Consider the following 22,697-nt stretch of genomic DNA (forward strand, 5'->3'; position numbering starts at 1 on the left):
CATAAAATATAATGGATAAATCTTCCCATCTTTTATTGACAGGAAGAGATGAATAGTTAATAGGATTTATTTTTTACGTTGTGCAGAATAATCAGCGAGAACCTGTACCAATCCTTCTTTCGTTGTGGTATCGTATTTAGAAAAATCCAACGTTGGACATTTCATATACTCGTCAAATATCTTCTTTATTTTTTCAGGCTTTTTTGTTCCGAAACCTGCCTTGTTTCCCAGATAAATTGCTTTCGACTGGTTAGCCAGTTTCAAATATAAATATTGAGGGTTTTTGACATAATTGAGGACATAATTTCCTTCATTTTCTGCCAAAATTTCAAAGAAAAGGCTTTCTCCTAATACACTTAATTGCGAACCACTACTATTTCCGGTTCCGCCGTCTTCCAAGCCGTCTGCACCTACAAAGCATCTTTCCACGACACAGAATTTTACGCCGTCTTTAGCTTTATGGGTTTCAGTTTTTCCGTTTGTTGTTAAAAGAACAAAAGTTCCGTAGCTGGTAACGTCAGAAATATTTTTCTCTTTTCCAATTTTTTCAGAAATCGACTCGAATTCCATTGTAATGGTTCCTTCTTTTTTGTTTCCATTTTTGTCAATAACATAACCTGCGGTATCATAAATGTTTTTTGAATTTGCTTTAGCATGGTCTTCCATTTCTTTATTTTGCTGGTTGGCGGCATCTGCGTTTTCCTGATATGCAATCTCTGTTATCGATTTCATATCTCCCAAAGTGTAACCATTGGCATACAGTTTTTTAATGACTCTTGGTGCAAGCTTATCTTCTTCTAACCTTTCGGAAGTATAATTTGCCATTTTTATTGGGAAAGATTTTCCGTCATACGTTTTTACTATTAAACCATATTTTGCGTTGGCACCGTCATAGTTTGAAAAATCTATTTTTGCAATCGGAATTTTGTTGATATCTAAAACTGTATAAGAAAGATATGTCTGGATCCCATCTTTTCCTGTTACTTTTCGTACAATATACCCGATTTTCTCATTGTTTGCACTGATGATGCCGACACGGTCGATCAATATTTTGTTTTCAGCAGCTAGGGCATCTTCTGCCCGGATAATCTCTTTAGTTTCCTCTATTGCGGCATCTTCTGCTTTGGAAATACTTTTGTCTTCGGTTTGGAAAAAGCTGTTTATCTTTGCTTCGTCAATTCCGGAAGCAGGTAAAAGAGGATCTGTACTCTTTGTAAGATTTTCTGTGATTGGCTTTTCTAATCCAAGTGAGAAACTGGTTTTGTCAATTAGCTCCAGCTCTCGTACGACACCATTGGTTCCGGTAAGCTGTAGCCAGCTTTTGGAAGCATCATTATTTAATGGAGTTTTATTGGTAATTGTGGCAGTAAATAAAGCTTTACCCGACAAATCGCTGATCGTGTAAATATATTTCTCTCTGTCGATTTTGGCAACTGATTTTCCGTCAATCTGGATTTCTCCTTTTTTTACTTTTACTTCCTGAGAGAATACGGAAATGCCCGCGAACATTGTCGCAACGAGTATTAATTTAATTTTCATCTTTTGTTGTGTTTAAATATTAATTATTTTTTCTATACATTATGCTTTAATTGTATTTCTTTCTTATTTGAAAGCTCCAAAAATTCATAAAAACACTGAATCTGGATTTTGCTTCAGTATCACCTCCCGCCAAATTCGTATACGTTTCCGTCTCTTACTGGAAGTCGCTTTATTACAGTATATTCTCTTGTAACCAAACCTTCCCGAATGTCTTCTTTTTTCAATCTTTCAGAATAGATATTTGTTATTTAATTTTCCAAACATTCTCTAGTATCAAAATCCAACGTGAGGGTTGCTTTTCACCATAAGTAAATAATAATAGTAAATCATTTTTTACGAAATAATTTAAAGCTAAATGACTTTCAGATTTATAATAATTTGCATTTTTTATTAAATCAGTATATTCATTTTCAGAAATTAATCTTTTAATATATTCTGGAACATTATTTTTTATCTCACCTTTTTCCAAAATTATTTCTAGATCATTTTTACTTAAAAAGTCTTTAATATTTTTAAAACTGTTATTGATTAGATCAGAAATTTTAAAAGCTATATTCTCTTCTCCAATAATTATATTAAACTCTTGGTTAAGCTCCGCACAAAACCCATCATATAAAACTTGAGATTTATTATCTATCAATTTATCTATTTTCATAATAATTATTTTTTAACATTAACCCTCCTTTTTCATCTTTGACTTTTAAGAATTTCTTCTTGTATACGATGGAATCCTTAATAGAGTTAAATATTACTTTTTATAAAAAATCTATCTTTAATTTGCCAATCATCTAATACTTTTCCAATTTCTCCTGTTTCAGGATTAAGTTCTCTTTTTTCACCATAATCTCTATCAAAATCTATTGAAATTGAATTAATTAAATTTCCATTTATATCTTTTCTCCAACCAAAATTGCTAAAGGCTAAACCTTGTGGGTATTTTGCCAAACTTAATGGGGGATTTTCAAGATTTTCTTTTTCTAAATACTTCTTAGATCTTTCTGAAATTAATTCAGTTATTTTCAGTACCTTATGTATTGTTCCATCTAAATTGTAAATAACAGCATTATTTGGTATCAAAAATGCACCATTAATACCTTTGTATATTGCCACGATATATTTCAAATCTATTGTAGGAAATCCTATTACATCAACATTTTCATCGTTAATTATACCCCTCTGATTTTCCTCATTTTTCCATGATATTCCTTGTAATGATGAATCAAAATATAATTGATAATTTTCATGATCCACATTTTCAAATGGATTTAATGGAAACTCTAATTTAACAGGTAAAATTGCACCTGATGCGCTTGTAACTTCAAAAATTTGTATCATTTAGTAATAATTATACCAGTCATCTATTAATCTACCAATCTCCCCTGTTTCCGTATTTAACTCTCTTCCTTCTCCATAATCTAGATCATATTGTATAGAAATATAATTAAAGTGTTCTCCATTTTCATTCTTTCTCCACCCAAAGCTTAAAAAATTTAATCCAGATTCGTATTTAACCAACTCCAATGGTGGGTTACCCAATTTCTCTTTCTCCAAATATTTTTTTGCTCTTTCAGAAATCAATTGTGGTATTTCTAATATCATATGGATACTTCCATCAAGATTATAAATCACTGCATTATTTGGTGGTTTAAATTGTCCATCTATACCTTTATAAATAATAATATATTTATTGTCTACAGTGGGGTATCCATAAACCGAAACTTTTTCATCCGAAATAATAATTTTTTCACCATTATATTCCCAACTAAAACTTTCTTTAGAATAGGAATTTACATAATCTAATTTTTCTTGCTTCGAAACTAGATCAAATTCACTTTTTTCATAACCGATTGAAATGGGAATTATCATTCCATGTTGATTAAATTTTATAATTTTTGATAACATTGGTTTTATTTTAACAGTTCTCCTTCTTCATCTTTGACTTTTAAAAATTTTTTCCATTCATCTCCTCTCAAGTTTTCAATAAACTCAAATTGATGTTCCCCACCTTTATATATAGGATTTGTTTTAAAAAGTTTTCAGGTTCGTAAAGTATTAATTTTTACCATAATAAATCAAATCCCCAATTTCTCCTGTTTCTGGATTTAAAATTCTAGTTTCCCATAATTCTCTATCATAGTCTATAGCAATTGAGTTCACAATTTCACCAGTATTTAATTTAATAACACTAAAACCTGAGAAACATAAAGCACCTTCATAAAGGGCTGTATCAAGAGGAGGATTTTCTTCTTTTAAAAATTCCATTCTTTTTATAGCTAGTGGAGATTTTAAAGATGGTATTTCAAGTATTTTATGAATACTTCCATCTAAATTATAAATTACACAATTATGCGGTGGTTTATGTTTTCCATTAATACCTAAATAAATTACTACAACATTTTTTAAATTTGCTGTAGGATAACCCTTAAGATCGGCATTCTCGTCCTCTAAAATAATTTCTTCATCATTATGATCCCACATTATTCCATTTTTTGATGGATTACACATGAAATTAAATGCTGCATCTTTATCTCCAAGTGCCCAATAATCTGCATTTAAATCTAAATTTAAGGGTATTACAGCTCCTTCTTTATTAAAAACTCTAAAATTCATATTTATTTTTTTAAAATTACACCTTGTTCTGTTTTAGGTTGTAAGAAGTTTTTCCAATTTGCGTCTCCAAGGTATTGTATAAACTCATATTGATGTTCACCTCCGTAATATACTTTATATGAGCCATCAGGAAATTTATCCATCTGTGGACCAACTACACCATCACGTACCTGTAAAGGATTTGTAACAGTATACTCTCTTAGTACTAAAGCATCATCAATTCCTTGTGCTTTTTTCCAATCCTCTAAAACAGCAAGGTATTCTCTCAATTCTTTTTCAGTTGTAATAGCATTCTTTGATCCCCAACCTCCTGGATTAGGTTCTACCTTACCCGTTTTACCATTAATTAAATTTTCTACAACATATACCTTATCTCCTTTTTGTAAAGATCTTTCAATAATAGGTGTTCCTTGACGATAAGGATCATTTCTTCCTATTGCAATATAATACTCATTAAACTCTTCAGCTGTTAGTACCCTACCATCTTTGAAGCCAATATCAAAGCCTAAAATTCCTTCCTTATTCCTTATAAGTTTATATCCAGCATCAGTATGTTTTATAAGATCATTTTTATAAGCAGTAACCCATTTTTTAGTTACAAATTTATTATTTTTAATTTCAGCTATTAAAGTTCCTGCCTCATCATGGAAGTTGATAACTGCGCTTTCTTCACTTGCTTTTAAACCAGCAGTTATAAGCTCATCGTAAGTGTTTTTAAGTTCTAAAGCAAGCGATTCTACTAATGCAGATTTATTGCCTTTCAGGATATCAACAGCCTCATCAACATTTTTACCTTTCAGATCATTAGATAATTTTACAAAATCGTCATAATAAGGTTCTGTTTTTTCTACTGTCGCCAATAATTTCTCTGTTCTCAGAAGTTTTGCTTCTCCCACCACAGGAATTACAATACTCGCTATAAAGAAAGTAGCCTTTCCTTGTACGTATGGGTTTGAATAGTTTTTCTTTGCCCATTCCCATGCAGCATTAATTAATTTATTATACTTGGTAACTTCGGCAGGACTCACAATACCCATACATTCATACATGTATTCCAGCTGACTTTGGTTCGGTCCTGTAACCATCAAGGTTGTTCCACGTTTATCTGTAATACATTTGATGTCTTTTACCAGTTTCTCTACAGCAATTTTCGTGAGTCCACTTGCCATAGCTTCTATATCTATGGTATGGAAAAGTTCATTTACAAAACCATATGAGAATTTAGTAATGTAGGCATCATTAGCATTCAGCTTATCTTCCTCTGTCATGCAGATACCATATTCTAGTCCCCCCGTGTACAGTGCAAGACCAAAACCTAAAGGTGTCGGGTTAATTTTAATAATATCTTTAGCACGTACTGCAGATCTTTTAAGACATTCCAGACCACCATTGCCGATTGTATTTTTGTAAAACTGGTCAATGTCATCATTACATGTTTTATTAAACAGTTCCTGATATTTCCATTTAGATTGATCCAGTTTTGCAGCAATAAGTGTTAATATTTCCGCAGTAGTTTTATTGGATGGTTTTTCCCAGATAATAGTCTGATATTTGAATGAACAGCTTGTGGATTGATCAAGCGCCTTTACCACTGCGCTTCCTTTAGTACTTAATTCTATACTGTATGGGAATTTAGCTCCACTTTCCGTTTCGTAAACTACAGCTCCGTTTCTTGCAATAGCTGTATAAGAAATTCTTGTATCTTCTTTTACAGTTCCATTTGAGATGTCATAAACGTCATATCCAGATCTTACATAAGGTTTATTCTGATCTAATTGTCCGACAATTAAATGCTTTAATAAATCAGTAGCATCCTGCTTAACTTTAACAATTATATTTCCAAGTAAATCTATACCGTCTCCATTTCTATCTTCTCCACTACTCTGCCCTTGAAACGCATACAATTTAAGCTTCGGATCATTGATCTGTTTCCAGTCCAAATGAGAAAGCTCTTCGCCATTGCTGTAATCCATCAATAGAGGAGTTGCACTTTGCGTAGTTCCGTAAGCTTTCCAAGGATGTTCCAGTTTAAACACACCATGTCCCAGTTCGTGAGCTCCTGTTTTGTCTTGTGCATTGTTGTACACGTACCCAAACTGACCGTTTAGGCGCATATATCCTTTTTGTCCTGTCGAAGATTTTTTGTTGGTAACGAAAAGAACATACCTGTCATAAGTCGTTTTGAACATTGCGTTGATCTGCTGCTGCTGAGGACTGTAGGTAATCATTAGGTCAGAATCTTCACTATTGATGGTATCTTCGCTTACAATACCGCCGATATCTAAAACAGGCTCTTTTTTAATATTGAAAGTAACCCCTATCCTATTGTAGATCTGGTTCAGCTGATCGCCTTGAGATTGTAATTTAGATTGTGAATTTGCATCCAATGGAACTAAACTTACATTTACCGTTTTCGGGCTTAGGTGTACCAATCTGAAACTGCTGATTACCTTCTGTTTTGAAATGCTGTCTTTCGGCATCAATACCGCAATCACTTCTTCTTCAGCGTAATCAAATGAGCCAATCAATTTCAGTTGATAGTTTCTTTCCGTATCTGTTTTACTGATTTCTGTAGCTTCAATCGCTTTACCGATGCTCAATGTTTTGAAGATGATTGTCGCATCTTTCAATAAAGGATCGGTAATACTTACTTTGGCGTCAAAGAGTTCAGTCTTTTTATTAACCGTTGCTTTGTAAGGAACGGAAACAGTATTGTTTTCCGAGTCTTTTACCGACGGATATTTATCTTTTGGCAGTTTGTTTTTCTCTTCCGTATCGTAGGCAAAATGTCCAGCAACATTCTCTTTCCATTCTATCTTAACGCCTTTCGCCGTATATTGATTTACTGTAGCATTTTTTCCGCTTCCCGTTACCCCATCTGTATTGGTAGAGGTTGAGGCCCCACCTTTTGCTACGGTTCCGCCTTTAGTTACAATTCCATTTTCATCCACTGTCCAAATCTCCCCCTTAGAGTCTGTGAAGGTGTAGTCTTTACCTCCCGGATATTCGGTTGTGCTTCCGGTTCCACCGCCTCCATCACTTCCTGTAATGGTAATTTTTCCAGGAGGAGGTGTTGCAGAATAAGTAATATTACCAATTGGGAAAGTAATGAAAACGTCTTTTACGCCAGCATCACCAAATGTTTCTCCTATTCCTGCAGAAGCATAATGTATTGCGCTTTCATTTGGGTCGTATGTAGTCTCAATAACACCTTCAATTAATTTCTTGTCGGTATTAAGCATAATATTATTGAAAATCACTTTTACCCTAGTATCAGCCAAATATGGCACAATAATATATCCCGTTCCTGTATAAATACCATTGTTGCCTTCTGCAGAAAGTACCGTAACAGGGAAATCTCCCGCAGTAAATACTTCGTTGACACCCAACATAGTCTGCAGAGAGTTTTTATTGGCAATATCAACTGAAGGCATTATCCCGCATTGGTAGTTATTATCTACATCATTGGCATTGGTAGTAAAATATTGTATTGCGCTGTAAGAATAGGCATTGCCGGAAGTATTTCCGTTCATATTCCCACAAAGAGAACCTACACGGTACTCGTATTCCGTAAGGTCTTCCAAGCCGTTGAGAATTGCAGGAGACTGGTAACTTTGCTGAGTAACCCAGTCCGTATTGCTGTCTTTTTTACGGTATTGTACATTGTATAAACCGGCAGGTTTGCCTCCGAGACTCCAACTAATTTCCACTCTTCCTCTGCCTACATTTTTTGTCATCAAAAGTGTAGGAACAGTACAGTTTTCTACATAATCAAAATAGTAAATTTCAGAAAGTCCGTTGTTTTTATAAATACCATTATCTTCTGTAGGGTTGGCTCCCAAAACGGGGTTTCCGCTTTTGGCCTGCACCTGCCAAGCATATCTTTTACCGGGAATGAGCTGCGTTTTATCCAAACTGTAATACAATGTGGGTGCATAGGTTTCTTCCTGCCAAAGTGGCGGAGAAGACAAAAATCCTGAAATCGGCGATTGTCCTAAATCCCACAGTTCTTTAAGTGTAAAAATGTATTTTGTGTTGGGAGCGATCTGTCTCGGCATCCATTGAAATACGATTCCGCTTCCTCCTGCATACGGGGACATTGCCTGTATTTTTTCGGCATTTTGCGGAAGATTAAGCATCGGCGGGTCGTACTGCGTAAGAAATACCGTTGCACAGGTTTTGGATGACAGATTATTTTTAGTATAAAAATCATACGCCTGAAAGCAAAATTGATACACCCCGTCAGATAAAGGTTGACCATATTGTACCGCACTGATTCCTCCTAAATTCTGTAATTCAAATAGAGCTCTTAAATCTACATTGGTCAGCGTAACATTACTGCCCGGATAGAGCATAAAAGTATTCATTCCGACAATAAAATCATTGCTCTTTGCAAAAGGAACGGCACTCAATCCGGCTTCTAAGGTAAATTTGATGCCGGTTTGATGTTGCGGCTCCATCAAGTCGGTCATCAATACCTGCAGTTGTAATTTGTTATCGGTGGAAGTAGCATAATCTCCCAATCGCATGCTATACGGCGGGAGCACCACAGGAACCAACTTTACAGGATACTGCTGCGATTTTACAGCGATAGACTGAAAGCCCAATAGCACAAGCATTGTCAATGCCCACATTTTCATTCCGAAACTTTTAAATTTCGGTCTGAAGTACGGTTTATATTTTCTTTTATCGTTGTAGGAATGGTTCATCACTCTGTTTTGTGTTATTTTTTGATCTGCTCTAAATTTGCTCTTTTACTCTGAAATTATCGTTTACTTAAATTCGTAATCGATTTGTTTTTCAGAGCCTGCTTTATCTCCCGGTAAAATGTATTTCGCTTTTACTCTGTATTTCAAGGTTGGGATTATACCGTAAGTAGATCGAAGCAAATTGTTAATAGCCTGCGGTCTTGCATTTAAAGGTATGCCAACATATTTTGAGGCAGATTTTGAAACTAATACGTACCAGTCTGATTTATAGAAACTGAACAAATCATATTTGTAGGGGAAGGTCTGCTTAAGAAATGTATTTCCTTTGTCACTACCTAAATATTGTAAGTAGGATGTGAATACCGGGAATGCTTTAACAGGAGGAATTCCTGCAAAGTCTTCTTCACTTTCTGCTCTGTCTAATGTCAATTGGTCAACAGGATATGCGTCATAAAAGAGACCTTTGAACTTAGCAGCGAAAGAATCATCCATCAAAGCCATGAGATTGATAAGAGGCTTGTTGTCAGTATATTTAGAACCTGTAAGTTCGGTTACATCAAAATATTCATCGGCATTCATATTGTTCTGAAGCGTTACGACATCTGAGTGTAGTTTTATCCATAACGAATTAAAGTTCAGCGCAGATAATTTATCAGACATTGTATTATACTTACTTGTTCTGAAAACAAACGAAAGCCTGTCGATCTCACCATTTTTAGAAAGGTTTTGAGCTTTCTTCACTTCTGTGGTTACAGAAACAGCTGAGTCGTCTTCATTTTCTTCTGTTTTTACGGTTTGTTCTTCCGTTTGATTACCGGAAGAGTTACCGGCACCATTTTTATTTTTAGCAATTAATGCCAACGTATAATCTTTCTGCTTGCTTAGATTTGGAACAGTGAAATTCACGATGTTGTCGTTGCCATTATATGAGAAGTTACTTTCTGCCGGAGAGTCTGCTGCAAAGACAATTTTTGTCGTCCAGTTTGGATCATCAAATAAATAATCTTGTCCTCTTTTTAGTTTTATATATCCTTTATTGCTTTCCTGCGTATAGTAATTTTCTTGTTCGGCCACAGGATAAGCATATTTAATATTAGACAAAGGAATTACATTAGGAGCAGTACCTGTAGTAAAGGTGCGTTCTTCTACTTCAATCGCTTTTTGGCCGTCTACCATGACCACTTCATACATCCCATTCTTTTTTTCCATAAAGCTTACCTGCATAATTGCTTTCAGAGTTTTACTCGGCGGAAGAATGTCATCTGAAACAAAATTGGCAACGTCTTTTGAATTTGCATATTCTATGACTCCTTTTATTTCCTTGCCCTGATCGTCAACAATGGTCATTTTTTCGACAACAATTTTATACGTGTGATCACCATCGTCTTCAGGAATAACAATAGGCTCATTCACTCTCATTGCAAATGTGGCCTGTGGGATTGCAAATACATCCACGTCAGTATCATCATTTTTTGGAGTAAGGTCTGTTATAATCTTCATTCCTCCTAAAACAGAAGCATTTTCTAATACGCATTCTTCTCCAAATTCCATTTTGAATCTGAACCTTCCTTTAATCATCCCTCCGAGTAAATTGTAGTATCCACCAAGATATCCTCTTACCCAATAAGGATTCGGACCTTTTGCCTGAAGTAATGAAGCGACACCCGCTTTAATAATTGGAATTCTTTTCTTAATGAACCACAATTTTATTTTAATCCCAAGTTCTCCCTGAAGATAAACGTAAGCCTGTCCGTTTGCATACCATCCGTTGATTCCGATTTGGTCACCACCCCGGTTTGAACATTTTGCCTCGCCATAATCTTTCAACATAATGTCTGTTCCTAAACCTGCCTGAAATCTTGCATACAGAAACAAAGCTGTCATATCTCCGGTATCAAATTTAAGATGTGTTCCGAACGCAAATCCTTTACCATCTCCTAAAGCATTAAGGCTGCTCATATAATCAATATCATCCAGCTTTAATCCTAAAATATCGGCAACTTCAGGTGGTGGTGGCGGACTTCCCGGAATACGATTTCCTACCATAAAATAACTTCCGGATTGTAATGAAAAACTTCCAAAGCCAACTTTTAAACCAATCATATCCGTTGGTGTCCCGATATGCATGTACCACTCATTGGGTGCAATATGTACGACTGCCCAGCCAGCTCGGCCATTCGGCCCGATACCGGAAATTATTCCATTGGCAATATTTACAAAAACATCTAAATTGGCATGAAAAACACTGTTGTTGAAGTCATAATTCATTGCCAGCTTGGCATAAATAGCACCTTTCACATCTTTGGTTACCGGATATTGCTCGTCAACAGCTTTTGTATCAAGGAAAGAATTGACGATCTCATCATCTTTTAACTTATTTAAAAACTCCGACTTTCCTACCATTTCTTTAAACTTGTCTTTAACGCCTGCTAAAGGATCTCCGGGAATAAGCTTAGATAAATCGGCCATAACCAGAGCCTCTCCAATAAATCCAACATTGGCTAAACCTCCGTTTGGATTGGTTGACATATTAAAGCCCGCCATAATACTTACTGCATTTTTGCTGGCAATAGATCCATAAATTCCGGCTCTCAATGCCAAGCCAACCGTATTGTCCGGAGTTAAAACCAAAGCTTTATCTCTATATGCAGGATCTGCTGACATATCTCTATTGGGAACCATTCTGTAAAATGCTCCTCCAGTAAATCCTGTAATCGTTAATACGGATGCTTGAATTTTAAGCCCGTCTACTGAACCTTCAAATCCCCAATATCGGAAAGTACTGAATCCATACGCGGCATTTACATTCACTTCAATATTCAGTTCTTTCAACTTTGCATTCAAATGTGCCGTAAAGCCGTCTCCGTATAAAGGATCATTACGCATAATCTGGAACTCTCCCGAAACGATTGCTACGCCTATGTCTACATTTTTTAAACCTAGTTTGGTTAAATTAAACCCATCATATCTCCATCTCTGGCGATTGTTTTCATTGATGATGAGACCACTGATTTTCATACCTCCCGACGCTGAAAAACGTTCTTCCTGTAACCCTACAGTTATCTCAAATCCCAGATTGGCATAGCCATTATCCGCTTCTACAAATATGTTTTTGATGCTTGCAGGAAAACCTACTAATTTTTGCTCTCCCTGCACTCCAAAATATTGTGCAGTGATGTAAGGTGCTCGGGTTTGAAGCGTCAGTTCCTGGAATTTAATTCCTTTAAAATCTGCGTCTTTCTTTGCATTGGGATCGTTGTTGTTTTCAGTAGATTTTCCATTAGCTCCGATTGCCAAGGTTCCTGTAAGCACGGCTTTTGGTAAAAATTCTCTGTTTTTAACCTTTAATTCTAAGTAAGAACCGGGAGCAATTGTTGCTTTTGCGCTCCAGATATCAAAATTGATATGATCTAAAGTAGCCACTGTGATCATATACTCCTCTTCGGTAATTACCCCCTGATAACCTAGGCGATCAGGTAAATTCTCATTCTGATTAGCATTATTCTGTTTCTGGACTGGTAACTGTATTTTCCCTTTAAGATTTGCCCCAACAATTTTTGAGGCAGCTAGATCTACCCCAATCTGATCAAGAGAATATCTCCATGAATTTTGTTCACTTGTAATCCCTTTTTCTAAAGGAAATAAATTATTTGCTGAGAAGTTGCCTGAAACTCCATAAGAGTCTATTAACAGATTTTGCGCCTGAAAGGACACTCTTCTATCAATATGATCTTCTGTTTTAAACTCCTGTGGAAGACCTACATATAAAGATTCTACGTAAAGACCCCGCCATGAGTCTGTTCCCCCAATCAAGTATCCGTGAGTGGCATAATATTGTGGAAAGAGAACATTAGGATCTGTTCTCAAATCACTTAGATCCAAGACGGCATTATTGACATAGAAAGAGAAAAAGCCTTTATCCTGATTTTTGATCTGCGATGTTATAGCAAATGGTGTGATGCTTACATTGACCAGCAAATCATTCCAGTCACTGGCTTTTAAGGCAAAATCACCTTGTACACGATTGGTGTAGCCGTCATTTCCTACTTCGGGAAGTACCGCACCATTGCTATCCAGGGGAACGAGGACGTTTCTGGAAATCTGAACGTTTCCCTTGAGAGCAAGTTCTTTGATCCCGTCACAATCAATTATGACATAGGTATTTACATCAACACTTTCTCCGCTGTATTTGTTCATCACTCCTCCTTCCAAAGTGAGCATCCATTGGTCTTGATTAAACGGGATATGAATGTTGCCAAGCAATGAAAGCTTTGCGTCACCTATTATCTTTCCTTTATAAGAAAGCATGACACCTTCTGCACCAAAATATAAAGTTCGTTTACCTCCTTCTGCGCCGGCTTGTGGCGTTACAACTCTTGCATAAACATTAATTAAAGCATACTCAGGAGTAAATTTAGCTTTGGTAACAACAATTCCATATTCAACATTTGATATATTCTCTTTAAGACCTATCGGAAATTCTGTTAGCTCATTGGGATTAATTGTATTTGTAAAATTACCACTGCTTTCCAGTTCATTAAATGCTCCCATTGCTTTACCGATTTCTCTGTCAGTTTCCGGGTCATTATTAAAGTACGTCGAAAACTTATCTATTTTTTCAATGGATAAGTGCTTATTATTTTTAATATTGCTTAAAGAATTAGTATTGAGTTGGAGAGAATCTCCTCTGGTATAAGAATTATTGCCCTTAACAGTATTAAAAAAAATACATGATACGGCAATAAATATAAAATATATTTTTGTCATCAATCTGAGTTTTCACAAAGGTAAGCAATAAACAGAATTAAAATTCAGTATCGATAAAAATCTACAAAGCTTTGTGTGAATACTTTGCACTTACATTTATTATTCTATTAAATTAATGAAATTATTAAATCTATACATCGAAAACTCTACTCACTAAAAAATCTTAATAGCTGAAATGATGAGTCCAAAGTCTTAAAATAAATTCATCTTTATCAATTCGCCTGAAAGAGCTATATTTAAAGAATAATTACCATGATATGCCGAGGCAAGTCTTTGAAATAACTCTTATCCAAAATTGATTTATACAACGCTTTTAAATATTGCTATTTTCCAGGGAATAGTATTGGGATTAGTGATTTTGAAGTCCTCCCTGTTCACTAGTCATTCAAACAAATATTTAGCCTACTTACTGTTTACGCTTTCAATTAAATTACTGACTCATGTTTTTGAGATTCAGCAGGTATTTACTTCTTATCCTCTTCTGCGTTTTGTAGACAACATCGAATGGGTATTTCTGATACCAGCTTTCCTATTCCTCTTTATTAAAAACAAAACAGATCATACCGGAAAAAGCAAACTAAAAGATTACTGGTGTTTTATTCCATTTGTCTATTCCGCTATCCTTAATATTATAAACGATCTTGATCATATTGCCGGGATTTATAATTTCCCAGATGCAGGTCTCGCTATAATTAATGCACTTGGGTTGTTTCATCTTGTTTTAGCCGTTACATTCATTCCGTTCCTGCCGCTTTACTCTTATTTTATGATAAGACATCTCAAAGATTCTCAGGAAAAAAAATGGATATTTACCTTATTAACAATTGTTTCTTTATTATTATTTGCCTGGCTCATTACCGCCCTAGCCGGATTACTTCTTAACTATGATATTTCTTCTACAATGAGTGCTGTGGCTTTATTTGCAACATTTATTATTCATTGGACAGCATATATCGGCATTTACAAATATAAACTAGCAAAAAACAAAGAGGCCATCTACAATTTTCTAAATCAAGATTCAGCTATTTTGTATCCTAATCTGCAAACTGTACAAAAAAATGGTAATGACACACCACATGAACATAAGGAATCTATCACAGCAGATAACCTTTATTTTCAAAAATTAGAATTTCTTTGTAAAGATCAGCACATTTATACCGACAGTACATTAAACAGAGAAAAAGTAGCTGAAAAATTAGGCATAAGCGCAGGATATGTTTCACAAATTGTAAATACGGTAACAGGAGACAATTTTGCGCATTATATCAATCAATATCGTGTGGAAGCTGTTAAGGAAATGATGTCGGATCCGGAATATGCACATTATACTTTGCTCACAATGGGCCTAGAATCTGGTTTTACCTCAAAAACAACTTTTTACAATGCCTTTAAAAAAGTAACCGGTAAGACACCCAATGCATAAAAAAACAGCAACAAATAAGTACCATTTTATCCATTTTTAAGCTTTTGAAACCCTTTCTAATTTGATTTATTTGAGTTTTGCACTTAAATAATTCAAATTAACTTTTTTATGAAAAAGAACTTTTTACTGTTCATCATTTTGTTTGCTTTCTGCTCTGTGAATGCCCAAAATGAAACTGATGCAAACCCTTATCAGAAAAACAATGAAATTAAGCTGAATCTTATCACGCCATTATCCGGCGCTGTGGAAGTTGGTTTTGAACGGTACCTCAACAAAAAGTCATCGGTGGAATCTCTGCATTATTTGTATATGATCATACAAAAGAAAACGATATGAATTACTTCGTCTCCCCATATTACAGATACTATTTCGGAAAAAAATATGCTTCAGGTTTTTTTGTCGAAGGATTTGGAATGTTCACTTCCATTGACGGAACAAAAGTATACGCAGCAGACAATGTGACCTTCACTGAAGGCAAAGATGTTTACGATCTTGCACTAGGCGCCGGTTTTGGATGGAAAGTGGTTACCCAAAAAGGATTTGTTTTTGAAGCCAATGTCGGCTACGGAAGACTAATCTTCAATGCAGATAAAACAGATCACAATCAGGTTTTAAAACTTGGATTGAGTATTGGCTACCGATTTTAATATCAATTGATCTAAATACCAAACAGAGTAAGATTTTGTTTGTAGAAATAGCGCTATTCCTCATTGTATTACAACAAAAACCCACAGTGAAAAGGTTTCTTTCCTCTTACTGTGGGCTTTATTTTAGTTAAATATTTACTAAACTTTTAATTTGTTGGAAAACGTTTTAATTCCTACCAAACAAAGTCACATGGTTGTTGTCTTTCAGCAATTACTCTTTGTGATTTCGTTACATACAATCTAAGAAAGCAACGTGCACTAAGAGTAGCTATAAGCTTGCCTTGTATTTTAACCGCCATTGTGCCTCCAGATTGATCAAAATTGTAAATGACGATCTGTTGTTTAGGATAAACTCTTTTAAAATCAACAGTCATTTTAACCTGTTCGCCAATAATATGGATCAGTCTATTTCTATCATCTACAGCAAGGACGCCGGAAGGATCTATATTATATTCGTGTGGATCTAATCTAATGGCATAATCAGATTGATCATTAACAATTTCATCTCTTAAAGTAGCTAAGTTACCATTAGGAATAAATAGGGTATCAGGATTTTCATCTTCTGATTTAAAGTTTTTACTTGCCTTTACAGATCCCTCTACAGTCAACTTATCATCCTTATTAGCCTCTCTTCCCATTCCGAAGAGTTGTGTATCTACATTGAAGTTTAACCCATCAAAATTGCCGTAACGTGAACCATATTTATAATATTCATTTTGTTTACCCGAAACAAATCTTTCAAAAGTATGATCCATCATCCCCGATTCATTTCCGTAGAAGCCATCTGCAAGCATTAATCTTGAACCTGTATTGATGGAAAATTCTTCATTTAGTTTTAATCCATATTGAGAAGCATAATTCCATTGCTGAATATTTAAATTGGTAAAATCTGCATCTGTCCAGAATTTAGTCCACTTACCCCATTTATCATCAATTCCTTTTCTAAGTTTCAACATTGGAGCTCCCGCACCATTGCTACCACTTTGATTTGCAAATGCCAACTGATAAGAAGAATCACCTGTAGAAGCAGTTGTACCGTCCCAAGGAGCAAAAGTCATAATACCTGCGTAATTTCCAGAACCTCCCAAACCAGCACTCGTAGAATTAGCAAAATCAAATCTCACCCTTCGGGGAGTAGAGTTTGGTGTTATATCATCTGGATTTCTTGATCCGTCTCTTGATGTTACAAAGTAATTGGTAAGATTTACAGAATTATTTCCGCTTATATATAATTGTTGTCCGCCTTCGCTTTCAGAACTAGTGATTAATTCGATTTGGCTTTTATTTACTGCATGTGCACCGAGGGTTCCATTTGGAATAACAGGGCTATGAGTAAATGTCTTAGTATCTGATATAGTCTCAACACCACTGCTTTTTACAAATAAATTTAAAGACTCGTTTTTAGTGTAATAATTTGATAATGCAGAATAGGGAAGATATCCTGCATTGGCATGATTTCCCCAACCAAATGCAGTTTCACCGTTATTAATTCTTGAATCGTTACCTTGTGCAATAGTATTTACAGTTGTTCCGTATGTTGGCGTAAAATTGGTTCCTGATAAGACAATACCATTACTGCTTGTATAGATTGTGTTACTATCTGTCCAGGGAACATTTACTACAGCTTGATTATTATTATTCAGTTGCACAGCATAAGAACGTCCTTTTATTTCTGTAACTGAATTTGGGGCCATATTATTTGCAACATCAGAAAATAATCTTATCCCTCCTAGTGAAGTTGATGTTGCTACTGTAAGCGAATAGGAAGGTAAATTACCTTTAGTAACTGTAATTCCATTGGCATTTTGAGCAACATCTGTGATATAATTACCAGAACCTGATACTGTGATAGGTAAACTAAATGCAGTTCCTGTTAATGTTAATCCATTCCCAGCGGTATAAGCTGTATTTGTATCAACCCAAGGCACATTAACAACAGCCTGACCTGCGGAGTTTAACTGAATACCATAGGTTCTGCTTGCTGCAGCTGTAACTGTATTCGATGCAACTGTTTGTACAGTGTCACTGAATATTTCAACACCACCTTTATTAGTACTTGTCGCTGTAGGTAAAGTGTAAATAGTATCAGTAAATACTGCACCTGCCGGTACATTTGTCAAAACCTGAGAATCGTCTACTTTACCATCTAATGCACTTTGTAATCCTGTGACCTGAGCAATTGTATGGGTATGGTTCACTGCTGATGCACCAACATCTGAATATGTTAAATTAACAACACCTGTTTGACCATTTACACTTTGAACTGCCCCTGATGAAATTTCCACAAAGACACTTCCGCTCCATCTGTAAGACTTATTGGTATCTGTTGTGACATATATTTTACCGGTCTGCTTTTCATTTGCTGGTAATGCATTAATTACTGCTAAACTTGCACCTTCTATAACATCATCTACATAACTTGGTAATTGTGTAGTCGGTATTAATCCAGCAGCATCTAATGTAGCTACACCATTTGCAGCACCTCTTTGAGACAATGGGATATACAAACCTAACTGCGCAGTAGTGGCATACCCTGCATTGGCATGATTTCCCCAATTAAATGCAGTGTTCCATTGAGAAGAGTTACCATGATTTAAAGTAGTAATCAAACCTGAATTATCTATTTTCAAAACCTCAGTTAAGCTTACTATGCCTCCATTAGTTCCTGTGCTAAGTCCAAAATTAAATGAAAAACCTTTGTGATTGTTGGCAGTAAATCCCCATGAATGTAAATTACCTCTTGGTTGAATGAAATTTGTTCCATCCCATTGTAAATTATGTCCCATCCATGCGCCATATCCCGATAATGCACCAGCCACACCCGTATGAAAAACTGAAGATCCTACGCTCGTTTGAGTTCCTAATAATATATTATGGTTATCAGTGTATTGAGAAGTATTATTATTGAATATTATTTGATTTACATTCGATGAATCTCCTTTTGGTCTAAGATAAATATTAGTTCCTTCCGATGAAATTACAGTGTCTGTTCCTGATGTTCTAAATCTCGTAACATTATTTCTTTGCAAAATAAGTTCACTATTAAAATTTAAATTACCTTTTAAAGAAGCATTGCCTATGTTATCGACCCAAAAAGTTCTATTAGATAAAACTAAATTTGCATTTGTTCCTACTGCAAATGTATCAGCATCAGCTAGTCCCATATACATAGAAGGTGTATCAAAACCTAAAGCAATACTATTATTGATAGTGGAACCTGGTCTTAATACTGTTAAACTATTTGCTCCTGTTCCATTAAATATCCAATTACCCGATGTTGTTTTATCACCTGTTAATCCAGTTTGATTTGTATTTGATGTTATAGCAGAACTTCCTAGATCAACACTGTTTAACATTGTTTTCCATACCCCCCAAGAAGAACCGTTATAATTTCTTTTATAAGTTATATTATTGTTATAAGTAGTATATTCTTGTATTACACCATTGATTGTAGTTCTATAAACATTTAAAGACCCGGCATTAGCAATAGGATAATTTCTTGCTATGGTTGCATTAGCATCAGCAGTTTGATTATAAAAACCAGGCGTTGTGATCGTATTTAAACTATTATCGCTTAACGCTGTTGGGGCTTTTGGAATAGAACCTATATTGTTTGCATCAGTCCAACTTCTGGATGCCACTACTTCTGTAGCAACATTAGCAATTGAAATATAAGAAGAAACGTCTGTTTCAATGGTTTGTAACCAGCCTTTTGACCAATCAAAATTTGCACCAGAATGGAAAGATACTACCCTTTCAACTTCAACATTCAGATAGGTATTCCATACTGTTGTTGCTTCACCTATATTGATACAAACCATTCCAGCCGCATCAATTCCCACATTAATTATATTCGTAGGGAAATTATCTGAACACTCAATAATAGCCTTATGACTTCCGTTAACCGCTACGCCGGTTATCTTATAGAATCCAATTCTTATATTACCTAAAATTCTATTTTGCCAACCATAAATTTTTAAAGTTACATCAAACATTGTTGCAGATGTACTTGCTTGTGGAAACTTAAAGCTCAAAATCCCAACCTGATTGGCATTACTAGATCTTTGGTAAACTTTATTGAAAACCCGTGAGCTATTTTCAAATTTTGAAAGGCTTCCGGAAGTAAAATTGAGGTTTTTATCCCCCATATTAATTTCTGTATTCGCAGGAATATATGAAGTATTATCTAAACTACCATCCGCCTTTAAAAAGTGGGCGGCAGTACCGCCCGTCACTCTATAACCTTTGGAGGTGTTATAATATGAGTATTTAACATCCATTTTAAATATCTTTACGGGTTACTGTTATAGATACAGTATTAGGTAAAGCAGAATCAAATTCTACATCTATTTTATTCGGATCGGTAAGTTTTATTCTGCCTTCGATTTTGTAAAATGTTACAGTATCGTACATGTCAACATCTACGTTTCTAGTCCCTAAGTTGTGTGCTATACTTGAAGTACCGGAAATAGCAGTAGTGTATGATCTTACAATATTACTACCTGCAACGACTCTACCTTTAGCATCTACTGTAACTTCATCATAAGTTCCGGCCGCTACTCCTGTTGCAGCTAATGTCAACGCTGAAGTAACATTTGCAGAACCATCAAAGGTTGTGGCCCATGTAGCGTCACCTGAAGCAGAAATTGTTCTCGCTGTTGTCAATTTTGCAGCTGACCCTGTGGTATTGATTGCTGCAGTCCCCGTCAATAATGTTGCAGGAACAGCAGTAACAGGAATTGCAACGTTTCCTGAACCGTCAATCGTCTGTGCTGTTGAGGTAACTCCGGAAAGCGTAATCGTTCGTGCTGCCGTCCATTTTGAAGCGGAAAGAACACTTTTCGCTGCATCTGCCGTGTTATCAACATTACTTAAGCCAACATGAGATTTATTTAAAACCACAACTCCCGTTAATCCATTGACAGAATCTACAGCTCCGGAGGTGATATAGACAAATGTTGTACCCGTCCATCTATAGGTTTTGTTGGTATCAAGAGATACATATATCTTACCCGTTTCTCCTGCGATGAGGTTGGTATATGCTGCTTCTTTGTAGAATTTTCCATCAGCCGTTTTATAATATCCTTCCAAAACATCATCCACATACGATGGCAATTGAGATGCAGGAACCAAGCCTGATGCATCCAATGAAGCAACCCCATTCGCTGCGCCTTTTTGTGATAAAGGAACATAATTAGCCAAATCTGCCGCAGTAGGCATAGAACCTAGAGATACCGTAATTCCGTTGGCGGTCTGAGTAATTCCTGTAACCACATTCCCTGTACCTGACGTAGTAACCGGTAGTGAAAATGAAGTACCAGACAATGTCAAACCATTACCTGCACTATACGTTGTATCTGTAGAAACTAATGTAATTGTGCTTCCGGTTTGGTTGATCGTCATATTAGCTCCTGCTGCAAGGGTCACATCCCCAGAGACTAGAGTTCCAGATGCACCCCCTTTCAGACGGGTAATCGTGTCTGGCGTTGTAATTACTCTGTTTGCTGATAAATCATAGGCTGTCCCATTGATTGTTAACGTTCTTGTTTTTGGCACATAATCTAATGGGTTCAAATTTCCATCATGCCAAAAAGAATTGATCGGTCTTGTGCTACCTCCAGCGGTTAAAATATCATTGTCTGTTTTACCTTCAATTTTGTAACCTACAGAGCTTCTGTAATAAGCGTATTTAATGTCCATAATTATATTTTTTTTATTGTTAACTGAATTATATTGGGTGGTACAGAATCAAACAGCACTTCAATAGTATTGTTGTCTATTCGTCTCACCTTAAGGGGAACTGTAAACATTGTAACTGTGTCGTATGCATCAATCACAAAGCTTAATGTATCAAGATCATGTTTTATTCTAGAGTCTCCCCTCACTCTTTCTTCGTACTTGATTTTTTCTAAACTGGCTGCGTCTTCGATATTTTTGATTTTATCGTACACCTGATCATTAAACTGATTTTGATATTTGATTGCGTTCCAGTTTGAATATGTTCCGACAACGTTTATTTTATCATCATAACTGCCTCTGATAATATCGTCTTTTAGCAATTCTATCTGCTGCGTGTTTTCTTTGATATAGTTTACGATTTCCTGAAGTTCATCTAAAGAAAGGTCGTTTGATAATAGTTTGTTTTTAATATTTTCTATCTCCAGTGTCAGGTCTTTATCTGCATCTTTCAATTCATCGACAAAACCATTTACCTGTATTTTTGTGTACACGTTCCCCAACTGATCAGAACTGTCAGTCGTAGCAACATTGCTGATTCCGAGTTTATTTTTCCAGCTACTAACATGAGTTGCTGTTAAATTATCCGCATTCAGCAAAGCCAGATATCCCGAATGAGCCATTGAATCTGCTAAATGCTGTTGGAAAGCTTCTGCACTTGCAAATGATTGAAAAGTTTCTTCAAACCCTTCAATACTTTCCATAGGGATTAAGTTTTCTTTATGATAAAAAGACAGAAACGTTTCTTTAAACTGTGTTTGTGTTGGAAAATCTCCAGTTTCAAACCAACTGAAAATTGTATTTAGTGGTGTACTCATTTGATGATTGAAAATTAGTTTTGATAAAATTGATAATTGGGGAAGGTCTACATGATTCATAAGTTTAATATCCTATATGAATGCTATATCTTTTTAAGCTATTTTTGATTTCACCCCCTTCTTTATCAGAGTATTTGCGAATGAATTACTGATAAGATCATTACTAAAAAAACAGTGTCCGTTGTAAATATGGTGACTGTATGTCACCTCAACAAATTCACTTACCGTTTTTTATAACAATTTCAACTTACTCTAGAGTGTAATTATTCAGAGCTCAAATTTCAATTTTTTTTGGGTATTATAAAAGTTTTTTGCCTTCCCCATTCTGTAGTTGCAGCAACCATTATTATTGTAAAATCTGATGATACTGCTTTGTAATTACAAGTTCAAAATTCACTATTTTTTAGTTCTTATGAAAGTTTTTTGATCTCTGTATTCTGTAGTTGCA

13 protein-coding genes are annotated in these 22,697 nt (G+C 35.4%); 3 read left to right on the forward strand and 10 right to left on the reverse strand.

The window, feature by feature from the left end; translation table 11 throughout:
* Positions 1-66: 66 nt before the first annotated feature.
* From EG358_RS14630 to EG358_RS14660, 7 genes are all read right to left on the reverse strand, one after another.
* A complete protein-coding gene (locus EG358_RS14630) occupies positions 67-1,539 on the reverse strand; it encodes a hypothetical protein (RefSeq protein ID WP_076559457.1) in 1,473 nt (490 codons plus the stop codon).
* 244 nt (positions 1,540-1,783) lie between these two features.
* Positions 1,784-2,194: a hypothetical protein gene (locus tag EG358_RS14635; protein ID WP_076559455.1), complete on the reverse strand. Its 411-nt coding sequence runs from the start codon at positions 2,192-2,194 to the stop codon at positions 1,784-1,786.
* 86 nt (positions 2,195-2,280) lie between these two features.
* Positions 2,281-2,874, reverse strand: a complete 594-nt coding sequence (locus EG358_RS14640; RefSeq protein ID WP_076559454.1) for a hypothetical protein — start codon at positions 2,872-2,874, stop codon at positions 2,281-2,283.
* Positions 2,875-3,441: a hypothetical protein gene (locus tag EG358_RS14645; protein ID WP_123890121.1), complete on the reverse strand. Its 567-nt coding sequence runs from the start codon at positions 3,439-3,441 to the stop codon at positions 2,875-2,877.
* A 150-nt stretch (positions 3,442-3,591) separates the two neighbouring features.
* Positions 3,592-4,149, reverse strand: a complete 558-nt coding sequence (locus tag EG358_RS14650; protein WP_076559449.1) for a hypothetical protein — start codon at positions 4,147-4,149, stop codon at positions 3,592-3,594.
* 2 nt (positions 4,150-4,151) lie between these two features.
* Positions 4,152-8,858: a fibronectin type III domain-containing protein gene (locus EG358_RS14655; RefSeq protein ID WP_076559447.1), complete on the reverse strand. Its 4,707-nt coding sequence runs from the start codon at positions 8,856-8,858 to the stop codon at positions 4,152-4,154.
* A 63-nt stretch (positions 8,859-8,921) separates the two neighbouring features.
* A complete protein-coding gene (locus tag EG358_RS14660) occupies positions 8,922-13,625 on the reverse strand; it encodes a hypothetical protein (RefSeq protein WP_076559445.1) in 4,704 nt (1,567 codons plus the stop codon).
* Between the two features lie 295 nt (positions 13,626-13,920).
* On the opposite strand from EG358_RS14660, the gene EG358_RS14665 reads away from it, so the two are divergent.
* The 3 genes from EG358_RS14665 (at position 13,921) to EG358_RS19850 (ending at position 15,695) form a co-directional block, all read left to right on the forward strand.
* Positions 13,921-15,048 (forward strand): helix-turn-helix domain-containing protein, encoded by a 1,128-nt coding sequence (locus tag EG358_RS14665; protein ID WP_076559443.1) that lies wholly within the window; start codon positions 13,921-13,923, stop codon positions 15,046-15,048.
* A 108-nt stretch (positions 15,049-15,156) separates the two neighbouring features.
* A complete protein-coding gene (locus EG358_RS19845; RefSeq protein ID WP_228421313.1) occupies positions 15,157-15,384 on the forward strand; it encodes a hypothetical protein in 228 nt (75 codons plus the stop codon).
* Positions 15,381-15,695, forward strand: a complete 315-nt coding sequence (locus EG358_RS19850) for a hypothetical protein (protein ID WP_228421311.1) — start codon at positions 15,381-15,383, stop codon at positions 15,693-15,695. Before EG358_RS19845 ends, EG358_RS19850 begins: the two co-directional genes overlap by 4 nt.
* A 173-nt stretch (positions 15,696-15,868) precedes the next feature.
* Here EG358_RS19850 and EG358_RS14675 read toward each other — a convergent pair whose 3' ends face one another.
* The 3 genes from EG358_RS14675 to EG358_RS14685 are packed head-to-tail and all read right to left on the reverse strand — an operon-like array spanning position 15,869 to position 22,249.
* On the reverse strand, positions 15,869-19,975 hold the full coding sequence (locus tag EG358_RS14675; protein WP_076559441.1) for a pyocin knob domain-containing protein: 4,107 nt from the start codon (positions 19,973-19,975) through the stop codon (positions 15,869-15,871).
* A gap of 1 nt (position 19,976) precedes the next feature.
* Complete coding sequence (locus tag EG358_RS14680; RefSeq protein ID WP_076559439.1) at positions 19,977-21,395, reverse strand: autotransporter outer membrane beta-barrel domain-containing protein; 1,419 nt, start codon at positions 21,393-21,395, stop codon at positions 19,977-19,979.
* Positions 21,396-21,397: 2 nt separating this feature from the next.
* The gene (locus EG358_RS14685) at positions 21,398-22,249 is read right to left on the reverse strand and encodes a hypothetical protein (RefSeq protein ID WP_076559437.1); all 852 of its coding nucleotides are present in this window, start codon (positions 22,247-22,249) and stop codon (positions 21,398-21,400) included.
* Positions 22,250-22,697: the final 448 nt, after the last annotated feature.

Origin of the sequence: Chryseobacterium indoltheticum (assembly GCF_003815915.1) — a bacterium.
In the GTDB taxonomy this organism is placed as follows: Bacteria; Bacteroidota; Bacteroidia; order Flavobacteriales; family Weeksellaceae; genus Chryseobacterium; species Chryseobacterium indoltheticum.